At 35.0% G+C, this 25,887-nt stretch carries 20 protein-coding genes and 1 tRNA gene; 14 read left to right on the forward strand and 7 right to left on the reverse strand.

From position 1 onward, the window contains the following. Nucleotides 1-16: 16 nt before the first annotated feature. Nucleotides 17-2,734, forward strand: a complete 2,718-nt coding sequence (gene ppdK, locus Cop2CBH44_RS05045) for a pyruvate, phosphate dikinase (RefSeq protein WP_200755924.1) — start codon at nucleotides 17-19, stop codon at nucleotides 2,732-2,734. A 78-nt stretch (nucleotides 2,735-2,812) separates the two neighbouring features. Here the strand turns inward: ppdK and Cop2CBH44_RS05050 are convergent, their stop codons facing one another. After that, nucleotides 2,813-3,685 carry a helix-turn-helix domain-containing protein gene (locus tag Cop2CBH44_RS05050; RefSeq protein WP_021931312.1) on the reverse strand — a complete coding sequence of 291 codons (873 nt, stop codon included), beginning with the start codon at nucleotides 3,683-3,685 and terminating at the stop codon, nucleotides 2,813-2,815. 171 nt (nucleotides 3,686-3,856) lie between these two features. Here Cop2CBH44_RS05050 and Cop2CBH44_RS05055 point away from each other — a divergent pair, with 171 nt between their 5' ends. The 3 genes from Cop2CBH44_RS05055 to Cop2CBH44_RS05065 are packed head-to-tail and all read left to right on the forward strand — an operon-like array spanning nucleotide 3,857 to nucleotide 9,270. Beyond that, nucleotides 3,857-4,885, forward strand: coding sequence for an efflux RND transporter periplasmic adaptor subunit (locus Cop2CBH44_RS05055; protein ID WP_021931313.1), 1,029 nt, complete (start codon nucleotides 3,857-3,859; stop codon nucleotides 4,883-4,885). Next, nucleotides 4,882-7,965 (forward strand): efflux RND transporter permease subunit, encoded by a 3,084-nt coding sequence (locus Cop2CBH44_RS05060; RefSeq protein WP_200755665.1) that lies wholly within the window; start codon nucleotides 4,882-4,884, stop codon nucleotides 7,963-7,965. Before Cop2CBH44_RS05055 ends, Cop2CBH44_RS05060 begins: the two co-directional genes overlap by 4 nt. Nucleotides 7,966-7,968: 3 nt before the next feature. Next, complete coding sequence (locus Cop2CBH44_RS05065; protein ID WP_200755666.1) at nucleotides 7,969-9,270, forward strand: TolC family protein; 1,302 nt, start codon at nucleotides 7,969-7,971, stop codon at nucleotides 9,268-9,270. Nucleotides 9,271-9,326: 56 nt separating this feature from the next. On the opposite strand, the gene Cop2CBH44_RS05070 is transcribed toward Cop2CBH44_RS05065, so the two are convergent. Next, nucleotides 9,327-10,097 (reverse strand): glycerophosphodiester phosphodiesterase family protein, encoded by a 771-nt coding sequence (locus Cop2CBH44_RS05070; protein WP_200755667.1) that lies wholly within the window; start codon nucleotides 10,095-10,097, stop codon nucleotides 9,327-9,329. Between the two features lie 101 nt (nucleotides 10,098-10,198). Next, nucleotides 10,199-11,071 (reverse strand): DUF3078 domain-containing protein, encoded by an 873-nt coding sequence (locus Cop2CBH44_RS05075; RefSeq protein ID WP_200755668.1) that lies wholly within the window; start codon nucleotides 11,069-11,071, stop codon nucleotides 10,199-10,201. A gap of 235 nt (nucleotides 11,072-11,306) precedes the next feature. Here Cop2CBH44_RS05075 and Cop2CBH44_RS05080 point away from each other — a divergent pair, with 235 nt between their 5' ends. After that, nucleotides 11,307-11,777, forward strand: coding sequence for a DUF4890 domain-containing protein (locus Cop2CBH44_RS05080; protein WP_200755669.1), 471 nt, complete (start codon nucleotides 11,307-11,309; stop codon nucleotides 11,775-11,777). Nucleotides 11,778-11,880: 103 nt separating this feature from the next. Further along, nucleotides 11,881-12,924 carry a winged helix DNA-binding domain-containing protein gene (locus Cop2CBH44_RS05085; protein ID WP_200755670.1) on the forward strand — a complete coding sequence of 348 codons (1,044 nt, stop codon included), beginning with the start codon at nucleotides 11,881-11,883 and terminating at the stop codon, nucleotides 12,922-12,924. Between the two features lie 139 nt (nucleotides 12,925-13,063). On the opposite strand, the gene Cop2CBH44_RS05090 is transcribed toward Cop2CBH44_RS05085, so the two are convergent. Continuing rightward, nucleotides 13,064-14,047, reverse strand: coding sequence for an EVE domain-containing protein (locus tag Cop2CBH44_RS05090; protein ID WP_021931322.1), 984 nt, complete (start codon nucleotides 14,045-14,047; stop codon nucleotides 13,064-13,066). Between the two features lie 392 nt (nucleotides 14,048-14,439). Next, nucleotides 14,440-15,039 (reverse strand): nitroreductase family protein, encoded by a 600-nt coding sequence (locus tag Cop2CBH44_RS05095; protein WP_021931323.1) that lies wholly within the window; start codon nucleotides 15,037-15,039, stop codon nucleotides 14,440-14,442. Nucleotides 15,040-15,128: 89 nt separating this feature from the next. Between Cop2CBH44_RS05095 and Cop2CBH44_RS05100 the strand changes: the two genes are divergently transcribed. After that, nucleotides 15,129-15,647 (forward strand): GNAT family N-acetyltransferase, encoded by a 519-nt coding sequence (locus Cop2CBH44_RS05100; protein ID WP_021931324.1) that lies wholly within the window; start codon nucleotides 15,129-15,131, stop codon nucleotides 15,645-15,647. Between the two features lie 368 nt (nucleotides 15,648-16,015). On the opposite strand, the gene Cop2CBH44_RS05105 is transcribed toward Cop2CBH44_RS05100, so the two are convergent. After that, nucleotides 16,016-18,655, reverse strand: a complete 2,640-nt coding sequence (locus Cop2CBH44_RS05105; RefSeq protein ID WP_021931325.1) for an alpha-L-rhamnosidase — start codon at nucleotides 18,653-18,655, stop codon at nucleotides 16,016-16,018. 269 nt (nucleotides 18,656-18,924) lie between these two features. Here Cop2CBH44_RS05105 and Cop2CBH44_RS05110 point away from each other — a divergent pair, with 269 nt between their 5' ends. Both Cop2CBH44_RS05110 and Cop2CBH44_RS05115 read left to right on the forward strand, forming a co-directional pair. Beyond that, the gene (locus tag Cop2CBH44_RS05110; RefSeq protein WP_021931326.1) at nucleotides 18,925-19,365 is read left to right on the forward strand and encodes a PH domain-containing protein; all 441 of its coding nucleotides are present in this window, start codon (nucleotides 18,925-18,927) and stop codon (nucleotides 19,363-19,365) included. A gap of 397 nt (nucleotides 19,366-19,762) precedes the next feature. Next, a complete protein-coding gene (locus tag Cop2CBH44_RS05115; protein WP_246469179.1) occupies nucleotides 19,763-21,982 on the forward strand; it encodes a RagB/SusD family nutrient uptake outer membrane protein in 2,220 nt (739 codons plus the stop codon). 176 nt (nucleotides 21,983-22,158) lie between these two features. Here the strand turns inward: Cop2CBH44_RS05115 and Cop2CBH44_RS05120 are convergent. Next, nucleotides 22,159-22,243: transfer RNA gene (locus Cop2CBH44_RS05120), tRNA-Ser, on the reverse strand. 298 nt (nucleotides 22,244-22,541) lie between these two features. Here Cop2CBH44_RS05120 and trxA point away from each other — a divergent pair. The 5 genes from trxA (at nucleotide 22,542) to Cop2CBH44_RS05145 (ending at nucleotide 25,887) form a co-directional block, all read left to right on the forward strand. Continuing rightward, a complete protein-coding gene (trxA, locus tag Cop2CBH44_RS05125) occupies nucleotides 22,542-22,838 on the forward strand; it encodes a thioredoxin (RefSeq protein ID WP_021931328.1) in 297 nt (98 codons plus the stop codon). A gap of 28 nt (nucleotides 22,839-22,866) precedes the next feature. Continuing rightward, on the forward strand, nucleotides 22,867-23,313 hold the full coding sequence (locus tag Cop2CBH44_RS05130; protein WP_200755671.1) for a thioredoxin family protein: 447 nt from the start codon (nucleotides 22,867-22,869) through the stop codon (nucleotides 23,311-23,313). A gap of 143 nt (nucleotides 23,314-23,456) precedes the next feature. Beyond that, a complete protein-coding gene (locus Cop2CBH44_RS05135) occupies nucleotides 23,457-24,026 on the forward strand; it encodes a chromate transporter (RefSeq protein ID WP_044230224.1) in 570 nt (189 codons plus the stop codon). 2 nt (nucleotides 24,027-24,028) lie between these two features. Beyond that, nucleotides 24,029-24,577, forward strand: coding sequence for a chromate transporter (locus Cop2CBH44_RS05140; protein WP_021931331.1), 549 nt, complete (start codon nucleotides 24,029-24,031; stop codon nucleotides 24,575-24,577). Nucleotides 24,578-24,591: 14 nt separating this feature from the next. Next, a complete protein-coding gene (locus Cop2CBH44_RS05145; protein WP_200755672.1) occupies nucleotides 24,592-25,887 on the forward strand; it encodes a bifunctional folylpolyglutamate synthase/dihydrofolate synthase in 1,296 nt (431 codons plus the stop codon).

The following is a 25,887-nucleotide window of genomic DNA, read 5'->3' on the forward strand; positions in this document are numbered from 1 at the left end:
AAAACATTATTATTTTATAAATATGAAAAGAGTGTATACTTTTGGAAACGGTCAAGCAGAAGGCCGTTCCGACATGAAAAACCTCCTCGGAGGTAAAGGTGCCAACCTTGCAGAAATGAATCTCATCGGAGTTCCTGTTCCTCCTGGATTTACAATCACAACCGACGTTTGTACCGAATATAACCAACAGGGAAAAGAAGCTGTAACGAAATTACTAAAAAATGACGTTGAGAAGGCTATTAAACATGTAGAAGACCTGATGGGAACCAAGTTTGGTGATGCAGAAAATCCTTTATTGGTTTCTGTACGTTCGGGAGCTCGAGTTTCTATGCCAGGTATGATGGATACTGTGTTGAACTTAGGATTGACAGATTCCGCAGTCGAAGGCATTGCAAAAAAATCCGGTAATCCTCGTTTTGCTTGGGACTCATATCGTCGATTTGTACAAATGTACGGTGACGTCGTATTAGGCATGAAACCTAAAAGTAAAGAAGATATCGATCCATTTGAAGAAGTAATGGATGAAGTAAAAAAGCAAAAAGGTGTAAAACTGGATACTGAACTCGAAGTAGAAGACTTGAAACTACTCGTCAAAAAATTCAAAGCAGCAGTAAAAGAACGTACAGGAAAAGATTTTCCCGAGTCTCCATGGGAACAACTTTGGGGTGCAATTTGTGCCGTATTCGACAGTTGGATGAACGAACGGGCTATTTATTACCGCCGCATGAACCAGATACCTGAAGAATGGGGCACAGCTGTCAACGTTCAAGCTATGGTATTCGGAAACATGGGCAACACTTCTGCTACCGGAGTCGCTTTTACTCGTGATGCAGCTACCGGAGAAGATATATTTAATGGTGAATATTTAATTAATGCCCAAGGAGAAGATGTTGTAGCTGGCATTCGTACGCCCCAACAGATAACGATAGAAGGCTCTCGTCGTTGGGCAGCCTTACAAGGTATCGACGAAAGTGTACGAGCATCCAAATATCCATCCTTGGAAGAAGCTATGCCCGAATGTGCAAAAACTCTTATCGAAACTCAACAAAAGCTTGAAGATTACTTTAAAGATATGCAAGACCTCGAATTTACTATCCAAGATGGTAAACTTTGGTTACTGCAAACTCGCAATGGAAAACGCACAGGAGCTGCTATGGTAAAAATCGCCATGGATATGCTGCGAGAAAACATTATCGATGAAAAAACAGCTTTGAAAAGAATGGAACCCCAAAAGCTGGATGAACTTTTACATCCTGTGTTCGACAAAGCTGCACTAAAATCGGCAAAAGTAATAGCAAAAGGATTACCCGCCTCTCCAGGTGCTGCCACAGGCCAAATCGTATTCTTTGCTGACGATGCTGAAGAATGGTCCGAAAAACGTAAAAAAGTAATTCTTGTTCGTATCGAAACGTCTCCCGAAGACCTCCGAGGTATGAATGTCGCTCAGGGTATCCTTACTGCCCGAGGAGGTATGACTTCACATGCTGCAGTAGTTGCTCGTGGTATGGGCAAATGTTGCGTTTCAGGCGCCGGTGAAATCAAAATAGATTATAAAACTCGGACTATAGAAATGAGCGGCAAAGTCTACAAAGAAGGCGATTGGATTTCATTAAACGGCTCTACCGGAGAAGTGTATGAAGGACAAGTAAATACTGTCGATGCCGATTTAAGTGGAGATTTTGCCAAAGTAATGGAATTGGCTGAAAAATACACAAAAATGGATGTTCGCACAAATGCGGATACTCCCAAAGACGCCACTGTAGCTCGTAAATTCGGAGCTAAAGGTATCGGACTATGCCGCACTGAACATATGTTCTTTGAGGGTGACCGAATCAAAGCTATGCGTGAAATGATTCTGGCCAAAGATGAAGAAGGTCGTCGCGAAGCATTAAAAAAATTACTGCCAATACAACGTCAAGACTTCGAAGGCATCTTCTTGGCAATGGATGGGCTCGGAGTAACGATTCGTCTACTTGACCCACCTCTTCATGAGTTTGTTCCTCATCAATTAGCCACACAAAAAGAATTGGCTGCAGAAATGGGGCTCACTATTGAAGAAGTAAAATTGGCTTGTGACTCCTTAGAAGAATTCAATCCGATGTTAGGTCATCGCGGTTGCCGTTTAGGCTGTACCTATCCTGAGATTACAGAAATGCAGGCTCGTGCCATTCTGGAAGCAGCACTTGACGCAAAAGCCAAGGGGGCCGATGTACATCCCGAAATCATGGTTCCGTTAGTCGGTGTAGTAGAAGAGCTAAAAATGCAAGCTGAAATTATTCATAATACAGCCAAACAAGTATTTGCTGAGCGTAATGACTGGGTCGATTACAAAGTAGGTACCATGATAGAAGTACCCCGAGCAGCACTCACTGCTGATCGTATTGCTGAAGTAGCGGACTTTTTCTCTTTTGGGACCAATGACCTTACTCAAATGACTTTTGGTTATTCACGCGATGATGCCGGAAAATTCTTGAAAATTTATCAAGAAAAAGGAATTTTGAAAAATGACCCATTTGCAATCCTCGACCAGCAAGGTGTAGGACAATTGGTACGCATGGGTACTGAAAAAGGACGTTCTACCAAACCAGGACTAAAAGTTGGTATCTGTGGCGAGCACGGAGGGGAACCATCATCTGTCAAGTTTTGTGCTTCTTTAGGCATGAATTATGTAAGTTGTAGCCCTTATCGTGTACCCATTGCACGTGTAGCTGCCGCCCAGGCTGCTATCGAATAAGAAAAAATTATCAAATGACAAACGGGCAGATGTTTTTATCTGCCCGTTTGTCATTTGATATAACCATCTCAAAAATCTCTATATCTTCTTATATGCATAAGGTGACATACCAGTATGTTGCTTAAAATATTTCCCAAAAAATGATTGATTTGCAAAATTTAATTCTACCGATATTTCCTGAATGCTTTTAGGTGAAGATTTTAATAAAACTTTAGACTCCAAGATAACTACTTCTGCAATCCATTCTCCTGCAGTTTTTCCACTAACAGTCTTTACAAGGCTCGACAAATATTTAGGAGTTACACAAAGCTTTCCTGCATAAAAAGAGACAGTTCTTTCTTTTTTATAATGTTCATATATACTTTCGATAAATAACTCAAAAAGCTCCTCTTTTCTAGATTTCTTCACAACATTCATATGCATTCGGAAAATATTGCAAACATCATAAAACATCGCCTGCAAAATACCTTGGGCCACTCCCTTACGATATATATTATCATTCATTCTCACTTTTTTCCATAAGAATGTATGATATTCCAATATACAACCCAAGTCATATTCACCTATTCGTGCACAAGGATTATTTTGTAAATAGAGGAAGATAGGTAATAATTCTTTAAATTTCGGAAACATATTATCAACAAAATTTCTTGAAACAGCAATAAATGCTCCTGAAAAATCTGGACTTACTTCAAATAATTGTATTATTTGATTTGGCAATGTAATGACTAAGGAATTAGATTCAACGTTATACTCTTTCAAATTAATTCCTATTCGGCAAAAGCCTGTGCGGCAAACTGCAACAACAGCTAAATCTATGCGACTAGGATATTCACTTACTGGAACTTCTTTTATGCTATTAAATATAGCAAAATCATTATCAATAAAATCTATTGTCGATTTACAATACACTGATTGTAAATCAATCTTCGGAATATGGATTTGTTTCATACTTCATTCTTTACGAAACAAAAATAAATATTAGAAACATTAATAAATCTATATAAATTGCAAAAAGGAAAAATAGAACATTTATAAAGGAATGCAGAGCTTTCTACAAACCACGAAACATAACATATTTGCAAAGTTTTAAAAATATATATTTCACTAAAAACAAACTATATGAGAACTATAAACTATTACTTATGTATTTTTATTTTTTTATGGGGAAGTATAAGCTGCACTCAAGAAAAAGGAGAAAATAGAACAATAGACTATATTCCAGTAAAAGTCTATGATGTAAAAAAAGATATAAGTTTTGAAGAACAAAACTATGTGGGAACAATAGAAGAATTATATGGCTCTTCCCTCAGCTTTCCTATAATAGGAAATGTCGAAAAAGTTCTTATTCAAGAAGGTGAACCTGTAAAAAGAGGCCAATTACTGGCCGTCTTAGATAAAACCTCACTCCAAAGCACTTATGATGCAACTCATTCATCGCTTCTTCAAGCAAAAGATGCATACGAACGAATGTCTAAACTTTATGACAACAAAAGTTTACCTGAAATTAAATGGATAGAGGTACAAAACTCTTTACAAAAAGCAATAAGTATGGAAGAAATCGCTAAAAAAAATCTACAGGATGCCAATCTCTATGCACCATTTGACGGCATCATTTCTAAAAAAAATGTAGAAATAGGAATGAATGTGACACCCGGCATCCCCATTTTTAATTTGGTAAAAATTGAGAAAGTAAATATAAAAATTCCTGTTCCTGAAAATGAAATATCAAATATAAAAAAAGGAGATATAGCCCTAATAAAAGTCGCGGCATTGAATAATCGCATATTTGAAGGTAAAATTTCAGAAAAAGGTATTATAGCTAATCCTATATCCCATACATATGACGTAAAAATTCTACTTGACAATCCTACTCTTGACCTCATACCTGGAATGGTATGCAAAGTAAATATACCTAAAAATAATATGATGCCTGAAATCATTATACCTAATCATGCTATACAGATAGATAACTCGGGAAAATCATTTGTCTGGTTAGCCAATAAGGAGACAGCTCAATTACAAGTTATAACTACTGGAAGACTTGCAGCTAAAGGTATAGTTGTAACAGAAGGACTGAAAGAAGGTGACAAACTCATTATCGAAGGTAATCAAAAAGTAAGTAATGGTTCGAAAATCATAATCAAATGAAAAAGACTGATATTATAGAGGGGGCGATGAGATACCGCCAAATTATAATTCTTATTACAACCATTTTAATATTGTTTGGCTGTTATGCTTTATATAAAATGCCCAAACAGGAATTTCCTACATTTACCATCCGTCAGGGACTTGTCGTCGGAGTTTATCCCGGAGCAACATCTGCTCAAGTTGAAGAACAATTGACCAAACCCCTTGAAAATTTCATATTCAGTTATAAAGAAGTCAAGAAAAAGAAAACATTTTCTCAAAGTCGTGACGGTATCGTTTTTATTAATGTAGAACTAAATGACGACGTTACAAATAAAGACGAATTCTGGTCAAAATTTAAACATGGGCTTACGTCTTTTAAAAACCAATTACCCTCGGGAGTATTAGCATTACAGGCAAACGATGACTTCGGAGATACATCTGCATTACTCATAACGCTGGAATCAGAAGATAAAACTTACAGGGAATTGGAAAATTATTTGGATAAATTGGAAAACCGAATTCGCAAAATAGAATCTGTCTCAAATCTTCGCCGATATGGTTTACAAAAAGAACAAATAAGCGTTTACTTGGATCAAAAAAAATTATCAGCTTATGGTATAGGTAACAACACCCTAACTTCCATTTTACTAACTCAAGGATTTACAGCATTGAGCGGTTCGATAGATAACTCTGAATTTGTCGCACCTATCCATATATCAGAAACTTATAACAGTGAAAAAGAAATTAGCGAACAAATTGTTTATTCTGATGCTAATGGCAACGTTATTCGATTAAAAGATATTGCACGTATAGTCAGAGAATATCCAGACCCTGATTCTTATATAAAAAATAATGGGAAAAAATGCATCCTGCTCTCCCTCGAAATGCGTGAAGGAAATAATATTGTATCAATGGGCGATGAAGTAAATAAAGTCTTGAAAGAATACCAACAAGAGCTGCCCAAAGATGTAAGAATTTATCGTATTACCGACCAGCCTCAAGTCGTCAGTGACTCGGTTACAACATTCTTGAAAGAGTTATTAATCGCCATATTGGCTGTCATTCTAATTGTCATACTTCTCATGCCTTTACGGGTTGCTTCTGTTGCTGCATCTACAATACCGATTACTATTTTCATATCTTTGGGCATATTCTTCGCTTGTGGCATAGAACTGAATACTGTAACCTTAGCAGCTCTAATCGTTACATTAGGGATGATTGTGGACAATTCTATCGTTATTATAGACTGCTATATGGAAAAATTAGACCAAGGATTTTCGCGATGGTATTCTGCTATAACCAGCGCTAAAGAATTTTTCAAATCTATTTTATCTGCAACTTTGGCCATTAGTATTACATTTTTTCCTTTTCTCATCACAACAAAAGGAATGTACAATGACTTCCTACAATCATTCCCGTGGGCAATTACTATTATATTAGGAATTTCTTTATTGGTAGCTGTACTCTTAGTACCATATATGCAATACTTCTTTATACACAAGGGATTAAAGAGTAATGGAAAAAGACATAATTTTCTTGACATTATGCAAGAAAAATATGAATGGTTATTAAACAAATGTTTTATTTATCCCAAAATCACTTTATGCATAGGCTTAGCTACTGTAATTTTAGGCTGTATTATGTTTATAAATTTACCTCAAAGATTGATGCCTATTGCTGAAAGGAACCAATTTGCAGTAGAGTTTTTCTTACCCAAAGGCACCGCAATAGAACAAACTGCAGCTATTGCCGATAGTATGGAAAATATCCTACGCAAAGATGACAGAATAGTTTCTGTCACCTCTTTTATCGGGGCTGGTTCTCCTCGTTTCCACACAAGTTATGCTCCCCAAATGCCTGGTAGCAATTTTGCTCAATTTATTGTAAACACAAAAAGCAATAAAGCTACTGTAGAAATACTCGATGAATATTCAGGAAAATATACAAACTACTTTCCTAATGCACTTATACGTTTCAAACAATTAGAATATTCTGACGCTTCCTCCCCTATAGAAATACGACTAAGTGGAGAAAATATTTCCGATTTGAAAAATTCGGCAGACTCATTGATGCAAATATTAAGAAAGGTACCTGAGCTAACTCTAGTACGCACAAACTTCGAAGAACAATTGCCTGGAGTATCTATTATTTTAGACAACGACGAAGCCAATCGTTTAGGTATAAGCAAATCCTTAGTTTCATTAAATATGGCTATGCGATTTGGACCAGGAGTGCCAGTTACAACCCTCTGGGAAAAAGACTATCCAATTGGTATTGTTCTAAAAACAGAAAGGTCAGAAGAGCCCCAACTCGATGATATTAACAATGAATATCAACCAGCATGGGGTGGAATGTTTTCTGTTCCCATGCGCCAGATAGCAACAATAAAGGGAGACTGGAACGAAGGACAAATCGTACGGAGAAACGGTATACCTACAATATCAGTCTTAGCTGACGTAAAACGGCATGTCAATGTTACAGAAATAACCTCCCAAATAAAAGAAAAAATCTCTGACTTTAACTCCCCTGAAGGTATAACAATAAGTTTTGGCGGAGCCGATGAATCTGACAGAGAGGCCATTCCTCAAATTACCGGGGCTTTAATTATTGCTGTTATTATTATATTCTTTATCCTTCTATTTCACTTCAAAAAAATCAATTTGGCACTTCTTATCCTATCATCCATGACTCTATGTATATTAGGAGCTGCTATCGGAATATGGGTAATGGGATTAGAGGTAAGCTTTACAGCAATATTGGGCATAGTCAGTCTAATGGGTATATTAGTCAGAAATGGTATTATCATGCTCGACTACGCAGAGGAATTAAGAATAAAAAACAAAGAATCGGTATTTGATGCTGCCTACCACTCTGCCCGACGAAGAATGCGGCCTATATTCCTAACTTCTGCCGCCGCATCTATGGGCGTTATTCCTATGATATTAGGAAAGAGTGCTCTATGGTCTCCATTAGGTACAGTCGTATGTTTTGGGACAATGATTTCCATGATATTAATTATAACTGTATTACCTGTAGCATATTATATGATTTTCAAAAAGTCTGACAAAAAATATCACTTATCGAATAACATTGAATAAAGTATGAAAAAAATAATTATATATATCATTATTCTATTACTATATCAGGATTATAGTTTCGGACAAAGTTACACGTTAGAACAATGTCTCCAAATGGCCCTTGAAAATAATTATAAACTAAAAAAAGCCCAAAACAACATAAAAAGTTCAGAGCAAGATAAAAAAGAAGCATTCACTAAATATTTTCCCAATATCTCTGCAGTTGGAGGTACTTATAAAACGAATAATGGGATGGCCGAAATTAGCCTCGCCCCACTTGTCCCAGGAATGGAAATGTCTATGATGAAGGATGGGATTGTAGCCGGAATATCAGCCATACAACCTATATTCACTGGAGGTCAGATTTATTTGGGAAACAAATTGACAGAAATAGGTACAGAAATCAGTAAATACCAACTGAAACAAACTGAAGACGAAATCATATTAACAGTAAATCAATATTATTGGCAACTCGTCTCTCTACAAGAAAAAATAAAAACAATCGAAATTATGGAATCTCTAATAAACAATATTCAAAATGATGTGAAAAATGCCGTAGATGCTGGAATAACAAATCAAAACGATTTACTGCAAATACAATTGAAAAAAAATAATATTGCCAGCTCCCGTCTACAACTTGAAAACGGGATACGACTGTCAAAAATGGTATTAGGGCAATATATAGGTGACTTTGAATCAAATTTTAGCATCATATCTCCTCAACTGGACTCTCTTCCTTCTCCCATTACATATCGAATAAATCATATCGATGCACTTCCAAGCCTCAATGCATACCAATTAGTCAATAAAAATGTAGAAGCATCTAAACTCCAACAAAAAATGAAGATTGGTCAAAATATGCCAACATTAGGTATTGGAGCCGGATATTTCTATCATGATTTACTAAATCAAGACCATTCTTTCGGAATGATATTTGCCTCTGTCACCGTACCTATCTCAAATTGGTGGGGAGGAACTCACGCTATAAAAAAACAGAAAATACAAGTTAAAAACGCAGAACTAACGCGTCAGAATACACGAGAAATGCTTTTGATACAAATGCAAAAATGCTGGAATGAGTTAGAAGAATCATACAAACAAATGAATATATCAAAAGAATCAATAAGTGTTGCAAATGAAAACTTTAGGCTTAATAAAGAATACTATAAAGCTGGTACAATATCATTAAGTGATATGCTTGAAGCTCAATCTTTATTACAACAAAGCCGAGACCAATATACTGAAGACTACACTCTTTATTTAATAAAACGTACTCAATACCTACAAGCTACAGGACAAAACTCACGAGAGGGACAAACTAACTAATTATTATAATGAGAACTGTCCTTGTATATAGGGCAGTTCTCATTATAATATCTATTCTAGTTTTTAAATAATATTTGTTGAAGCAAAAGAGGCTCATCTGTAGTTATATAATCAATACCCTCATTAATAAAATACTCCATATCCTTTTGTTCATTTACAGTCCATACATTGGTTGACAACCCCAACTTATGAGCTTCCTTTATCCAATTTTTATGCTTTTTATACACATTGATATGATAGTCTAGACCTGAACATCCTATATTTTTCAATTCTTGAGGTGACAAGTCCCCATTGAGATAGGCAACAGTAGCCTCCGGAGCCAAGCGTATGAGTTCTTTCACAACATGTAGACTAAAAGCAATATATTCTACTTGCTTTTCCATACCCATTTTTTTTACCATGTTGGTAACATTAATAACCGCTTGAGTCTCTTTCTCTGGAGTAGATAATGATTTTATTTCCAGTATTAACTTGATTTTCTTATTGTTCTTTCCTAAAAGCAAATATTCTTCTAAAATAGGCAGCCTCTCTCCATTTGATAATGTAATACTACTGAGTTCTTCATAAAAAGTTTTCTCTATCACCATATCCTTGATACGCCCATCATGATTAACAATCATAACATTATCTTTGGTCATCAAAACGTCAAATTCTGAACCATATACCCCTATATCCGCAGCCTTTTGAAGAGCAGTCAATGAATTTTGTGCCGAACTTTCCGTTTTCCAAAATCCCCTGTGTGAGATTATTTTCGTCTTAGCAAAAGATGTAGATGCAAACAATATACATATCAATACAATACATAGAAATCCTTTTTTTGTTATCATAACCAAATGTCTTTATAAATATTAACTGGACATAAAGATATAAAATATAGGTTGTACTTTCATTTTCAAAATGTTCAAATTTTTATATAAATCTCTATACTCTAAAAATTAAACTGTAATCCCACCCCTAACAATTCTTTAAACTGAACACGTTTTACCTTTCGCCCATCACTCAACGTAATTTTCACATCATCATCATATACCATGTTCGTTGTAAGAGTCGTAGAGAACCACTTATTTATTACCATATTTATTTGAACTTCCCAATTTATATCAACATTTTGAGGTTTTCTCAAATAATCAGAATAAAGGTCCAATCGAGAATATAATGTCATATTCTTTAAAAACTCATATCTACCCTCAAGTTTTAGATTGGCACCAAACTCTGATAACAATCTTTTCCCAGATTTTACACCATAAGCACCTTCGTCAGACAAACGGTCATTTAAAACAAATGTCCCTCTCCAAGCAGCAGGAGACAAAACTGCAGTAAAAAATTTATTTGGTATCCATGTGAAACCTATCCCTGTCATCAGATACCCCGGAGCCATAAACTGCGATACATAAACGTCTGGATTGACTCCATAATCATATCCTCTTGTGAACTGTGATTGGAGATTAAGCAATGCACTAAGATACAGGTTTTTATATATTTCATATCCATAATTTGAATTTAAATATATTTTATCACTGGTCTTCTTCGTAATTTCAGATTTCGTTTTATTCAGACCATAAGAAAGTTCTATACGATTTTGCCAAATATGCTTATTATGCTTATAATCTGCCTGATAAGTACCCTGTAAGTCAAATGCAAAGGCATTATCTCCCCCAGTCGCCCAGTTCGTAAAACTTACTTGTGTCAATTTAAGCCCAGCATAACCATTTGTAATCCACACAGAATCTTTCTTAGTCTCAGCACATACAGCTATAGTTATCACCGATAATAGCATTGTAAACAATCTACGATAATTCATTTTTAGTCAATTTATGTAATATAATCTATATCAGTAACAATTTACTGTAAATTATGTTTGTAAACTGATTCAAAAAGAAACAAATAATAAATCAAATACTTTAGAAGCTTTCTAAACGTTATCATTAAAACAATTCATATAAAGAATAAAAACAATCGATAAAATTCCCATTCCTGTCGATTTTATTTTTAATCAACTAAATATAAACCTACTTTCATCATCAAAATCAATAATTATGAAATATAAATCTTTATTCTACATTCTCTTGTTCGTTGGAGGGATAATGTACTCTAGAACAAATGCACAAGAACCAAACAGAAAGCCTTTGTCTAAATTTGTTTCACCTGAAATCATCGCTAAAAAGAAAACCGATGAAATGAAAGAAACATTACAACTAAGTGATAAACAATACAAAAAAATGTATAAATTATTCCTCAAAGAGGAGCAAAAAAAATTAAACCAAAAAGATAATAGGCCACCTATTCCACCTAATAGAGAATTTGAAAATAGAAATAATATGATGCCTCCGTCAAAAATACAACCAAATTTTCCTCCTCCCCCACCACCAATAAATGATAATTTTAGAAATATTCAAAAAGAGAGAAAGAAAAGAGAAAGAAAAATAAAAAAAATTTTAACTACTGAGCAATATGAAAAATGGAAATCCGAAGAAATAAAAAAATATAAAATAAACAATAAAATCTAATTTTTCTTCAGAATTACTATTCATCAAATAATTATATAAATAAAAAAACAATACAAATGCCGGTTTAATTATATCTTTATTATTTTTGACAAAAAATATTGATATGATAACCGACATTCGTTTATTGAGTCAACAACTCGTCAACCCGACATACAATTCTCCAGCCGAACTTGTAAAATGGATGGGAGCCCTACAAGCACAAAACTATGAAATGTCTAAATGGGCCATCGGTATACGGTTAAAAAGCTGCAATTTAAATTCAATAGATGAAGCTTTGCTGCAAGGTAAAATCATCCGGATGCATATAATGCGTCCCACATGGCACTTTGTTGCTGCAGAAGATGTACGATGGATGTTACAACTTTCGTCAAAACGTATCAGGTCTGCAAACGAATCATTTGGTAAGCAATGGAATATTACAGAAAAAACATACAGTCGCTGTAATAGACTAATCGAAAAAGCTCTTGAAGAATATCAAAATATGACAAAACAAGAAATCGGAACAGTGCTAAAAAATTATGGTATTCCTACAGACATACATCTATTATCCAGATATTTAACTCGAGCAGAGACAGAGGGAATTATCTGTAGCGGTATAGACAAAAATGGGAAACCTACTTATGCTTTACTCAATAAACGTATTCCACCAACAAAAGCATTACATCATGATGAGGCTTTAAGTAAATTAGCAACCGCCTATTTCCGAAGTCACTCACCAGCAAGTCTGCAAGACTTTGTCTGGTGGTCGGGATTAACAGTCACAGAGGCTCGAAAAGCAATAAGTAATATAGAACACAATCTCATACAAGACAAAAAACTATATATACATAATACATATACTATAACCCCAACAATAAAATCAAAAAATATTTTACATCTATTACCTCCATTCGATGAGTATCTGATCAGCTATAAAGACAGAACAAGCGTTATCGAAACCCAACATCATTCAAAAGCATTCAATACATTCGGAACCTTCTATCCTGTCATACTATATAATGGTAAAATCATAGGAAACTGGAATAGACCTCCTAAAGGAAAAACAACCATAGAAACCTCCTTTTTCGATCCTAATATTTCCATCAATAGAACATTGATAGAAACTGCTAAAAAAAGATATCTTACTGTAATGAATTTTATCAGATAAAATAAACATATAGCAAAAGAACAATCGCTTTCTACGGATTATAATCTAAATTCACCTTTAAACCCAAAAACGAACTTTCTATGAATAACAACTATAAACGATAGAAAAGAACCGTATTCTTTTACATTAAAAATAATTCCTAATATTCAATTGGTTCAAATTCCAAACCATCCTGAGTATTCCTATATTCAAGCAACGTTACATACTTATTTTCCAATAATTTTCTTGTTCGCAAATAAGTTATGACCTTTATATCAAATCTCTTAGCTATTGCCGTTGTGCGTAAAGTACCAGAATCGCCATTTACCTTTTTCCGCAAAAACCAATCTTCATATTGCAAAAGCTGTCCCAAAGCCATTTCATCAAAACGGTCCTTTTTGAGCTCTATTATGTTATACGCTATTATTTGTTTACAATTCTCAGGATGTGCAAATGCTAATAAAACATCAATTTCCTTATCAAAACTGGTAGGTACATAACATAAATAGTCACTATAATCACCAAATATGTTCTTATACCTTCCTTTAGCTAACCCGTCCGATAAAAGACTCATTAATGTATATTCATATTTCGGGATGTAAGTATATCTATCTATAGATAAATAATTCAACAAATTGGGAGGACAATATCGATAAGGCTCTTCAATTTGGTGAGGTTCACCATAAATAGGATTCAATTTTAAATAAAGATTAAATAATTCTTCAAATTCATTACTCGAGATCGAAAACATTACATTACGACTTCCAAAACCTGGTCTTTTTAATGCAAATGTCCAGACTTTTCCCCGATCTCTTAAATCATATATATCACTCAACCGTATAGGGTTGGGAAAAACATATCGTGAATTTTCTATTCTGACTCTTAATGGATAATATTGATTATTTACAACTGGCCAAACCTCTGCCTTATCATAAAAGGGTCCATCAAGCACTCTGAAAATACCTCTTAATTCTTTTTTCAAAGTTATATAGAATAGTACATAATCCCCTTTTCTGACCATTGCCATCCGAGATATCAAACCGTCCATTGTATTAGGGTTATCACTATCTGGAATTGCAGCTAAACCTCGGCGAATACAAACTTCATAATTACTCTCATCTACAACAAATATATGTACAGCCATGAATCTCTCTTTTTACACTCACATTAGATATTAGATATAGAATACAAAGATAAACCAATTGTTTGTTTATCGATATAATCTTCCAAAAAACTATATTTTCCAAAATATCAAGTCAAATTTCATCTGGAAAAATTATTTTCAAGCAACTTTCCTCTTGGTTGTTCATGTTGCTTATGATAATCAAAATAAACTTCGTCACAACAAAAATGAATTGTTTTACACCTTAAATTTCTATATTCGGCTCAAACTTCACATTATAAACATTTACTCGACATAAATCTGACTAACTTAAATATTCAATTTTTTAATATAACATCCGAAATAAAGCAAGGTAAAAACTGCAATAAAAATGTAGACATATTTATTGCATCGTTTTATACAAAATCACTTACTCACCAACCATTATAATGTATTTTCTTTTCATCAAATTTTTGTTTCGGCTTTACTTCTGTAGAAGGATAGCCTACCGGTATAATACAAAGTGGCAGCACTCTTCCCGGCATGGACACAAAAGTCCGGATAGACTGTATACGGTCACGATAAGGATATGCTGCTGTCCATACCGCTCCTAAACCCAATGACTCTGCTGCCAAAAGAATATTGCCTGCTGCCAAAGAACAATCGAGATACCAATAAGAAGAACGAACAGAATCTCCACAAACGACAATGGCACAACGAGCATGATTCAACATCTTTGCATAAGGCAATTTCACAGACAAAGAATCGAGTATCGTACGATCATTAAGGACTATAAATTCCCAAGGACGTAAATCTCGTCCTGAAGGTGCTGCCATTGCAGCCTGCAACAATAATGCTATCTTTTCTTTTTCTATATCTTTATCTTCATAACTACGTACACTCTTGCGGGAAAATATATTCTCAATCGCAGGGGTTATCTCCATGTCATTATCTATCTTCTGTGACGTTGATGTACATGATACTGACACAATAATTATCGATATCAATACCACAACTTCTAATTTCTTTTTCATACAATATCCTTATTTGTTTCCACAAAGATAAAAAAATCGAAAATTTTCACAAGTTTTAATTTAACTTTGTAGGCAATAAAGGATATAAAATGATAATATTAGAAACAAAACGATTAATTTTAAGAGAATTAGAACAGAGTGATTTCAACGAAACATGCAAATTACTGCAAGACCCCATTGTAATGTATGCCTATGAAGGGCCCTTTAACAAAAAAGAAGTTCAAGAATGGTTAGACAAACAATTTAAAAGATACCAGAATGAAGGAGTTGGATTATGGGGAGTAATTGAAAAATGCAATAATGAACTTATCGGACAATGTGGTATCACCTACCAATATTATAAAGACAAAAAAATACCAGAAATAGGGTATTTATTCAGAAAAGAATTTTGGCATCGGGGTTACGCAACTGAAGCTGCGACAGCTTGTCGTGATTATGCCTTCAATAATCTGAAAATCAACAAAGTATATTCCATTATCCGAGATACCAACATCGCATCTCAGAAAGTAGCTCTACGAAACGGTATGAATAAAATTGCATCTTTCGTAAAACACTACCGGAATGTTGATATGCTCCATTTCCTTTTCTGTGTCAACAATAAACAATAATTACATAGTACTCTTTTTATTTTATCTAAATCAAAATAAAATAAATTATAACTTCAAATCCATTTTACGATATTTCAGATAAATAATCACGCACAACATTATTCCAGACACTTGTTACAACAAATACAACCTTAATAACTTCATTCTCAGTCATTAAAGTTATCAACACATTTATTCGGTTCATTTTCAATCAAATAAAAAAACTTCTAAAAGAGTATTTCTCTGAAAATCTTCATCCAGTTGATATTCAATCTCAGACTTTCGTATTTTTGCCGATTCGCTGCCAATCACCGTAATAAAATCCAATTCAATTAAGACGCTTATACACTATAACCCTATAAATTCGCCTATTTGCCATATTTAAAAGCTCACCTTTTTAGAGTAAAAACATGCTCTCCTGCAGTCAATTTTACAGGTGTATTCTGTCCGGTTCTGTCTGGAAGATAGAGTGTAGCACAACTATTAGCCGGAACAACTACAGTATAAATTATTTTGTTACGTTTCAATTCCCATTTAGAACAAATTTCGCCATAAGGAGAATTGTGCCTGGCTTCAAAATTATTTAAACCTTCAGGGAAATATGGGCGCAAAATAATATGTTTAAAACCCGGATTTTCCCAATCAGGGTAAATGCCACCCAAGCCTTTAAAAAACCATCCTCCAATTTCGCCAAACATCATATGATTGTCCGAGATATCACGAGTAGCCTGCAAATCCCAGTTCTCCAATAATGTCGTTGCTCCATTGACAATCCAATGTCCCCATGAAGGATAGGTATCCTGACATGCCAATTTATAAGCAACTTCACTCTGACCATTCTCACTTAGAGCATTCAATATAGCTTTCGCCCCCAACACCCCAACATCAAGATGATACCCTCTATTCACCACTTCCTGAGCTAAATTATATGCAACCATCTCCTTCATATCCTCCGGTACAATCCCCCACATCAACGGTACTGCCAATTCCGTCTGCACACCGCTTGCATACATACCCGTTTTCTTATTTAGATATTTTTCGTTGATAGCATCCTTTATTTTCTTTGCCAATGCAGAATAACGAGTATAATCTCCACATTTGCCAAAAAGTTTTGCAGCACGAGCAAGAATTGTAGCATCCACATAAAAATATACAGATGAAGTAAGTTCCACTGAAGCATGGGACTCTACCGGGACCCAATCTCCCCTACCCCATGAAGTCAAACCTCCCGGGCTATTACGGTCAACATAATCGACATAACGTTTAATATTTTCATAACAATCAGACAAAAGCTTACTGTCTCCATAAAATAAATAAATATTCCAAGGAATAATCGCTATGGTACTAGTCCAATCCAAACCGTTATCAGAACCATACCCCCATCCTCCTGTCGGAATAATATCCGGCAAAACTCCATTGGGCTGTTGTTCATCTCGATGGTCAGCCAACCATTTCTCATACACCGTAATACCGTCAAAATTGTATAATGCAGACTCAATCGCCAAATGGGCATCACCCGTCCATCCATTTTTTTCTCTCTGCGGACAATCAGTAGGATACCCTACAAAATTAGAGAGATACGAATTATTAGTCGCCCTCCACAAACGATTAATCAAAGAATCTGAAGTGTGAATAAATCCCACCTGTGGCACATCACTATGTATAAAATAAGCCGTCAGACTTTCGTTCACTAACTCAATCGGATTATTCGACGTTACTTCTACATATCTGAAACCCTTATAATTGAACTTAGTTAGAAATTTTTCTTCTTCTCCACCTCTTAATATCATAATATCTGTCTGAAAAGGATCTGAAAGAACTACTGGTTGACAATAAACATCAATATTCGATACATCGACAAGGCCATTTGGATAAATACGTTCTCCATGTTTCAAACGGATAATCGTTCCCGATTCTCCTCTAACCTTCAATAAGGTAATTCCAGCCATATTTCTGCCAAAATCAAAAACATAAGTCGTATCATTTATCCTGTTCAATTTTGCAGTATTGACAGTATCAACTACCCGAATAGGATGCATCTGTTGTGCAACAATTTTCTGAGAAGGCACTGATCGATAAATAACATCCTCCCACTCAGAATCATTAAACTCTATTGTACTCCACCCTTTTTGCTCCTGACGAGCATCATAATGTACTCCCGTATAAATACTATTGGATATCAACGACCCTGTAGAAGTCTTCCAATCTTTATCAGAAGACACAACCTCTATACTCCCATCTTCATATACTATCTTCAAATCTAAACAAAACGCAGGACGATTACGCCAAGGAGCATTATGGAAATTCCACACTGCCAATGATTGATGATTGTACCAACCATTTCCCAATAACACCCCCATTACATTCTTTCCTCTCTGTAATTGGGAAGTTACATCATATGTAACATATAGATTGCGTCGGTCATAACGAGTATACATAGGGTCAAGAATATGATTGCCCACACGGCACCCATTAATATAAAGCTCATATAAACCGGCTACAGTAATATACGCTCTAGCCGATTTGACCGATTTTTCTATTTCGAACACTCTCCTAAAATATGGTGCAGGTTTATAATAAATATCATGATTATCACTGATCCAAGTACCCTGCCACTGAGAAATATCCATCATTCCAGTTTCAAAACTTTGTACAAAAGACGACGTACTTTTACCATCTTTATCCCAAACAGAAACTTTCCAATAATATTTCGTAAACGGTTGAAGTGCTGAACCTGCATAAGTCCACAAAATTCTATCCGATTCTCTTTTTCCCGTATCCCATACAGTAGCTCTTTCTTTCACTACATTCAACGAATCCGTATCTACCCAAATACGACATGCTGTTTGTAAAGCTCCTGAACGAAAATCTTGTAGTTTCCATGCTAAACGAGGATTAGATACATCAAGACCTATTGGATTAACCAAATATTCACAAGTCAAATCTACCGGTATACATACATCACTTTGACGGGCTTGAATACACGTCCCTATCAACCACAGAGCAACATATAAAAAATGGTTTTTCATTGTATTATTTATTTTTCCGCTTTAAAAGTAATGATAAATTATAAGTCTTGCAATACCCACAATCTCACCTTGTTATACCGGACATGATAATATCAAACGTTAGAAAACATAAAAAACCTGACAAAACATGTTAAAAAACACTCTTTCAGATATTTGTCAGACCCTTTTTTATCATTAAATTTGAAAACTAAAAATTAAATTTATTCAACAAATTATGAAATAATTACAGTTGAAAAACTCTCATAAAATATTGTACACAAAATTATAAGATGAGTTACATAAATAAGAATTTACAAACAAATGAAACCATAGAATACAAAGCAAATATACATTGGTTCATCTTTGTTATGCCGATTATAGGGTTGGCATTTGGATACATATTTTATTCAACAAAAACCAGTCTTACACATTATACAGGACTAATAATACTAATCTTAAGTAGTTTCCAATTGCTAAAACGGCTACTCTTCAAAATAAGTACAGAATATGTCATCACAAACAAAAGAGTTATATTAAAGTCGGGAATATTAAGCAGGGACGCTCTTGAACTCATGGTGAGCAAATGTGAAGGTTTACGAATAAATCAAAGTATCATTGGACGTATCTTTGGATTCGGATCAATTCTCGTCACCACAGGCGGCGTAACCAATACTTTCAGATTTGTTGCTAATCCAATAAAATTCAGAAACGAAATAAACCGGCAAATTTGACTTCTGAAAAGCATTTAATCTATCAAAGAAAAATCCATTTACTCAAATATATTTCACATTTTTTCATCAAACAAATATCAATTAAAATTGAACACTTTCACGTTAGTAAGATATAAAAAACTGTCTCAAAATGAAGTGCACTTCAAAATAGAGTTTTGTGGTAGCCCTTTTCAGAGAAAAACGCTATCTTTGTAGAACTAACAGAAAAAACATATAGTTATTTGACAATATGAAATGACAGTTGTACATAGCTACATCCAACGAATAGTATTTCCAACGCTACACTTCAGGAACAAACTGGCTCAATCTTTTTTCTGACACTCCGGAGTATATAGAAATTACTTGCAGTAGTGAGTGCAATATAAATCAATAATCATCAGTCAAAAAGCATATTTCAATGAAATTAAAAAAATACTTTTATTTGTCCACTGCACTAATCTTTGCATTATACTCCTGCAGTGATGACGAAGAAGCAGGCAAAGGCTTTACCCCTAAAGTCTTCCACGTAATGGGTAAAGTCGAAAAAGGACCAATGATTCGAGGCTCTCATGTAGAAATGCGGACTTTGGACGAGTACATGGTTCCTACTGGAAACTCTTACACCGCCACTATTGACAATAATTTGGGTGACTTTAATTATGGGGCACTCAAAATAGACAGTCCGTATGCCAAATTAACAGCAGACGGTTACTTCTTTAATGAAGTGGGTGGTGAACTCTCAGAAGGTACCATCAAACTGGATGCCATTGTGGACTTGAAAGACAACAGCTCTATCAATGTCAATGTGCTAACCCACTTAAAAAGCAAGCGTATCCATCATCTGGTAACCACTGAAGGTATGGTATTCAAGGAAGCTAATGCACAAGCCCAAAAAGAATTACTCACCCAATTCGGACTGCAGAAATACGCATCCAAAGATGCAAGCCAATTCTCAATTACATCCGGTGATGATGCTTCCGGAGCATTGATTGCCATATCCTCTTTGGTATTAACCGACAAATCAGATGCCGAAATCGTTGAATTTCTGTCCATCCTAAACAATGAGTTCGGCACAGAAGGTGCTTTCAGTCAAGAAACAAAGAAAAAAATCCAGTCAGGTAAGAATTACCTAAATCAAAGGCTGGATATAATTTCGGAAAACATCAAAAACCGCTATCAAGAGTTGGGATTAGAAGTAAAAGTCAAAGATTTAGCTTATTATTTTGATTGGGACAATGACGGTATAGCAGGAAATGAACTGGATGAATCCGAATCCGTCATCCTTAGTTCAAAAGAGCTAAATGTCCCGGCAAAGGGAGGCGAATATACCATTATCGTCAAATCTGATAAACCCTATTATTTGAACCCACCTTCTTTTGATTCAGATACGGATTTAGAAGAATTACCTCAAAATAATATAACAGAAGAGCACTTTTTTTCAAGTTTGTATGAAGAGAATACGAACATTCCATCACCTAAAATAGAACTTGACAAAACCATCAACAATAACATCATTACAATAAAAGTAACACCTGCACATTTCAAAGAAGATTTATCCACTACCATCACTGTTTATAATGCAAGAGGTAAAGTAGCTGCTGTAATCGCAGTCAAGCAAGAAGGTGACAAAAACTATTGGGGCAAACACGACCCGGTAAGACTCGGGAAAAATGGAATTTCTTTCGTATTAGGCATTCAGGAAACCATGCGTAACGCTGTGTCCGGCCAACTCCATTTGCAATCAAGCTATATACACCAAGAAAACTTCAAAAATCCTGTCCCTTACTACCCCTATGATGACAGAATCGGAAAAACTTGGGATTATTATTATAATGCAATCAATCGATGGTTAACGCTAAAGGATGTTGATGCAAGTATGTTAAATTGTTACCAGTCGTTTATCAATACACATCTTGCCTTAGCATACTACCAGCTATCTTCTCGCTGGAGTGGTGTCCCTTTTATAATGGGACATCCAACCGACCCTTTCATTTCCATACCACGAACAGATGAAGCTGAAATCTTATCAAGACTGGAAAATATGCTGATTGATGCCATGAATGGCTTGGATGAACACCATTATGATGCTTTCCAAGATGCCAATAGTATGCTTTTTGTATCTAAGAATGTGGCAAGAATATTGTTAGCTTATGTCTATTGCAACCAAAAGAAATTTGACAAAGCATTGCCATTATTAGAGGAAGTCATAAGGAAAGGAGATTACCACTTGGAATATTCCCAAGCTACCGAATACAAAAATAATGCAGAATGCATTTTAGGGTATTATATACAGACAAGAAACGGAGAGCAATGTCATCCATGCCTTGACTACAAAGATGTGATGCTAACTGCCGCTGAATGTCTGTACCATACTGGAAATACCCCGAAAGCAAAAAAATACATTAATCAAATATGCGAACATAAGAAACTTACAGTTGGCCAATCGGACATTTTGAAAGCTATAGCTTCACTTCATTATCAAATAAACTCACCCAGCTACATGAATTTCATCAGAAGAAACGGATTGGGTGAATCTTTCATGGGGCTAAGCCAAGGCAACTTATACCAACTTCTATGGCCAATACCTAGTAGCGAGTTAGATAGAAATTCCCAAATGACACAAAATCCGGGATATTAATCCTTACTTATGTATAAAGAAAGCCTTACTATGGATGAATAGTAGGGCTTTTCAATTGCTAAAAAAATCTAATAAAACAAAGATGAACACGACCCTAAATAAAACACCCAGCTTCACATTATTAAATGTAAAACTGGGTGCTTATTTTGCATTTCGCTGATTTTCTGCGTTTATTGCGGAGAGGGAGGGATTCGAACCCCCGGTACCTTGCAGTACAACGGTTTTCAAGACCGCCGCAATCGACCACTCTGCCACCTCTCCTAAAGAACGAACTTTCCTTTCCGAAAGCGATGCAAAGGTAGTAAGTTTTTTTTGTCCTCCAAATTTTATAAGATTATTTTTTTGATAAAAATTTTGATTATCTATTGTACATTCTCATTTTTAAGACTTTAGTTAAAATATTTATTTTTCCAAACTTATCTTCCTTCCAGACCTAATACAAAATCATTCTTTAACTTTTCATTTTATTTCCCACAATTACAACATAATTACCCGTCTTCTTGTTATATTTGTAAAAAATGGGAATAGTCCCTTATTCAATTTTATTCAGAACTACATTATGAACAATTTCAACGAAATTATATCTGGAGATAAACCAGTGTTAGTAGACTTCTTTGCCGAATGGTGCGGCCCTTGCAAAATGATGAAACCCATATTGGAAGAACTAAAAAATATGATTGGTGACTCTGCAACTATTCTAAAAATTGATGTTGACAAAAATCAGGCTATTGCTTCAAAATATGGAATTCAATCAGTTCCTACTCTTATAATTTTCAAAAAAGGAGAAATAGTCTGGCGCCAATCAGGTGTCATGCAAGCCCCAATTCTAAAAGACTTACTTAAAAACTACAAATAATTACATCAACCCATTAACAAATCAACAAATGAAAAAAAGCAAATTTGTATTTGTTCTCATACTCATAGTATGTATGTGTATGCCGGCAATAGCCCAAAAAGGAAAAAATAGTCTTGTAAAACAAATGACAACAAATCAATTTAAAGCCCAAATATGGAATTATAGTTCTGATAAAGAGTGGAAATACTTAGGAAACAAACCCGCTATTATAGATTTATATGCAGATTGGTGTCCACCTTGTCGTAAATTAGCACCCATTCTGGCTGAAATTGCACAAGAATATGCAGGAAAAATAGATGTTTTCAAAATTAATGTAGATAATGAACCTGAGCTTGCTCAACTATTCAATGCCAGTAGCATCCCTCTAATGGTATTCATACCCAAAGACGAAAAACCTACTTTGGTAAAAGGATTACGTCCTAAAGATCAAATCGAAAAAATCATAAATTCCGTACTGTTTAATACTAAAAAATAGTAATCCGTTAGAACACAAATAAATCCTTTTAAAATTAAAATTGTGTAAACAAACATCACGAACATCAAGAGAATATAACAAATATCTTGGTGTTCGTATTGCTTTTATCTACCTTTGTGCTGGTTGAAAAAGTATTTTTTATTATGAACTTATATTTAAAATTGTTCTTTACCTTTTTCAAAATTGGAGCTTTTACTTTCGGTGGCGGTTGGGCCATGATTTCAATTATCGAACGTGAGGTGGTCGATAATCATAAATGGCTTGATAAAGATGAATTTCTTGATGCACTCGCTATTTCCCAATCTTTACCTGGTATTTTAGCTGTTAATATTTCAATCATGGTAGGGAATAAAGTTAGAGGGCTCAAAGGCTGTATTATTTCTACTTTAGGGACAGTCCTTCCATCTTTTATCCTTATACTACTTATTGCTATATTTTTCTCTAAATCATATGATAATCCAATAGTAGAACGTATTTTCAAAGGGATTCGTCCTGCAGTTGTTGCTTTGATAATCGCACCAGTACTTACTACTGCCAAATCAGCAAAAATAAATATAAAGAATATATGGATACCAATAACTGTAGCTTTACTCATTTGGTTAGCTGGTATCTCCCCTATATATTTTGTACTGGCTGGTGGATTTGGAGGAATAGTATATTATAAATATATCGATAGAAAACGAAAAGGCAATATAAAGAAAAGAGGGGAATAATAATGGTTTATCTTAATTTGTTAATAGCCTATCTAAAAATAGGGTTATTCGGCTTCGGTGGCGGATATGCAATGTTGTCTTTAATACAACACGAAGCTGTCGAAGTAATTCATATGGGAGAGTCTTCTCCCTGGCTTACGTCCAAAGAATTTACCGATATTGTAGCCATCTCGCAAATGACACCCGGCCCTATAGGTATTAATAGTGCTACATACATCGGATATGTGGCCACAAATGGAAATATTTTGGGGTCAGTATTAGCAACTACAGCCGTATGTTTACCATCTTTTATTTTAGTGTTACTTATTAGTCACATCCTTTTACGACACAAAGACAACACATATATAAAGAGTGTCTTTTCCGGATTACGCCCTGTTGTAGTAGGTTTGATTGCATCGGCTGCTCTTATATTGATGAACAAGGAAAATTTTCCAGATTATACTTTCAGCATATTAATCGCTATCGGAGCCTTTATCCTCGTACGATACACTAAAATCCATCCGATTTGGATAATTGTACTTGCCGGTACTGCTGGATTTTTTATCTATTAAAATGCATAAAATATATGACATACGAACAAACTTTAGATTATCTATATAACCAACTACCTGTATTCCAGCAAATCGGTGCAAAAGCTTATAAGCCAGGATTACAAAACAGCGAAGCTTTAGACAGATATTTCGGATATCCACACCGAAAGTTCAAAACTATTCACATAGCCGGAACTAACGGAAAAGGTTCTACATCACATCTATTGGCTGCGATTCTCCAAAAAAGTGGATATAAAACAGGACTGTATACTTCACCTCATTTGATAGATTTCAGAGAAAGAATCCGAGTAAATGGAGAAATGATCTCCCAATCATATATCATCAATTTCACAGAAAAACACATACCGAAAACTAAAAATATCCATCCTTCGTTTTTCGAACTTACCATGATGATGGCTTTCGACTATTTTGCTTATTGCCAAGTTGATGTTGCAATTATCGAAACGGGATTAGGAGGTCGATTGGATAGCACAAATATCATTTCTCCAGACTTGGCTATTATCACAAATATCAGTTATGACCATATGCAATTTTTAGGACACACATTACCAGAAATTGCTCGAGAAAAAGCCGGTATTATAAAAGAAGGCATTCCCGTTATTATTGGGGAGGCTGATGGAGAGGTGAGAAAAGTATTTATAGATAAAGCAAAAGAAATCGGTGCACCCATTTTATTTGCCGAAGAAGAACACCCGATACAGGATGCGCACTTTACTCCTGAAGGTAAATGGGTATTCGAATCAAAATTATATCCTCATCTTATAGGAGAATTAGGAGGCTTTTGTCAAGAAAAAAATGCAGCAACTGTATTAACTGCCATAAAAGTTCTTTCTAAAATAGGTTATACTTTACCCCAAAGTGCCATATATGAGGGATTTGCTCATGTCACTACCCTTACCGGATTACAAGGCCGATGGCAAAAAATACAAGATAATCCTACAGTTATCTGCGATACAGGCCATAATACAGGAGGAATGCAATATATTGCTCGACAAATATCATCACAAACTTATGATACATTAAGAATCGTTATCGGTATGGTAAATGATAAAGACATCAACGGTGTTCTTGCCTTATTACCTCAAAATGCAACTTACTATTTCACTCAAGCCTCTATTCCTAGAGCTCTACCCGCTCATGAAATGAAAACAGCTGCTCTACATTTCGGCCTATCTGGAAAAACTTACAATACCGTCGAAGAAGCTTATATACATGCTTTGGAAGAAAGTCGACCGAATGATTTTATATTTATAGGAGGCAGTACTTTTATTGTAGCTGATTTATTAAAATACTTGAACAGAAACAGTTAA

The organism is Coprobacter secundus subsp. similis (genome assembly GCF_015097275.1).
GTDB lineage: Bacteria > Bacteroidota > Bacteroidia > Bacteroidales > Coprobacteraceae > Coprobacter > Coprobacter secundus.

Coding starts and splice junctions, on each gene's coding strand:
- Cop2CBH44_RS05050 (WP_021931312.1), bottom strand. CDS start 3,685: ATGAAACAAATCCATATTCCGAAGATTGATTTACAATCAGTGTATTGT.
- Cop2CBH44_RS05055 (WP_021931313.1), top strand. CDS start 3,857: ATGAGAACTATAAACTATTACTTATGTATTTTTATTTTTTTATGGGGA.
- Cop2CBH44_RS05060 (WP_200755665.1), top strand. CDS start 4,882: ATGAAAAAGACTGATATTATAGAGGGGGCGATGAGATACCGCCAAATT.
- Cop2CBH44_RS05065 (WP_200755666.1), top strand. CDS start 7,969: ATGAAAAAAATAATTATATATATCATTATTCTATTACTATATCAGGAT.
- Cop2CBH44_RS05070 (WP_200755667.1), bottom strand. CDS start 10,097: ATGATAACAAAAAAAGGATTTCTATGTATTGTATTGATATGTATATTG.
- Cop2CBH44_RS05075 (WP_200755668.1), bottom strand. CDS start 11,071: ATGAATTATCGTAGATTGTTTACAATGCTATTATCGGTGATAACTATA.
- Cop2CBH44_RS05080 (WP_200755669.1), top strand. CDS start 11,307: ATGAAATATAAATCTTTATTCTACATTCTCTTGTTCGTTGGAGGGATA.
- Cop2CBH44_RS05085 (WP_200755670.1), top strand. CDS start 11,881: ATGATAACCGACATTCGTTTATTGAGTCAACAACTCGTCAACCCGACA.
- Cop2CBH44_RS05090 (WP_021931322.1), bottom strand. CDS start 14,047: ATGGCTGTACATATATTTGTTGTAGATGAGAGTAATTATGAAGTTTGT.
- Cop2CBH44_RS05095 (WP_021931323.1), bottom strand. CDS start 15,039: ATGAAAAAGAAATTAGAAGTTGTGGTATTGATATCGATAATTATTGTG.
- Cop2CBH44_RS05100 (WP_021931324.1), top strand. CDS start 15,129: ATGATAATATTAGAAACAAAACGATTAATTTTAAGAGAATTAGAACAG.
- Cop2CBH44_RS05105 (WP_021931325.1), bottom strand. CDS start 18,655: ATGAAAAACCATTTTTTATATGTTGCTCTGTGGTTGATAGGGACGTGT.
- Cop2CBH44_RS05110 (WP_021931326.1), top strand. CDS start 18,925: ATGAGTTACATAAATAAGAATTTACAAACAAATGAAACCATAGAATAC.
- Cop2CBH44_RS05115 (WP_246469179.1), top strand. CDS start 19,763: ATGAAATTAAAAAAATACTTTTATTTGTCCACTGCACTAATCTTTGCA.
- trxA (WP_021931328.1), top strand. CDS start 22,542: ATGAACAATTTCAACGAAATTATATCTGGAGATAAACCAGTGTTAGTA.
- Cop2CBH44_RS05130 (WP_200755671.1), top strand. CDS start 22,867: ATGAAAAAAAGCAAATTTGTATTTGTTCTCATACTCATAGTATGTATG.
- Cop2CBH44_RS05135 (WP_044230224.1), top strand. CDS start 23,457: ATGAACTTATATTTAAAATTGTTCTTTACCTTTTTCAAAATTGGAGCT.
- Cop2CBH44_RS05140 (WP_021931331.1), top strand. CDS start 24,029: ATGGTTTATCTTAATTTGTTAATAGCCTATCTAAAAATAGGGTTATTC.
- Cop2CBH44_RS05145 (WP_200755672.1), top strand. CDS start 24,592: ATGACATACGAACAAACTTTAGATTATCTATATAACCAACTACCTGTA.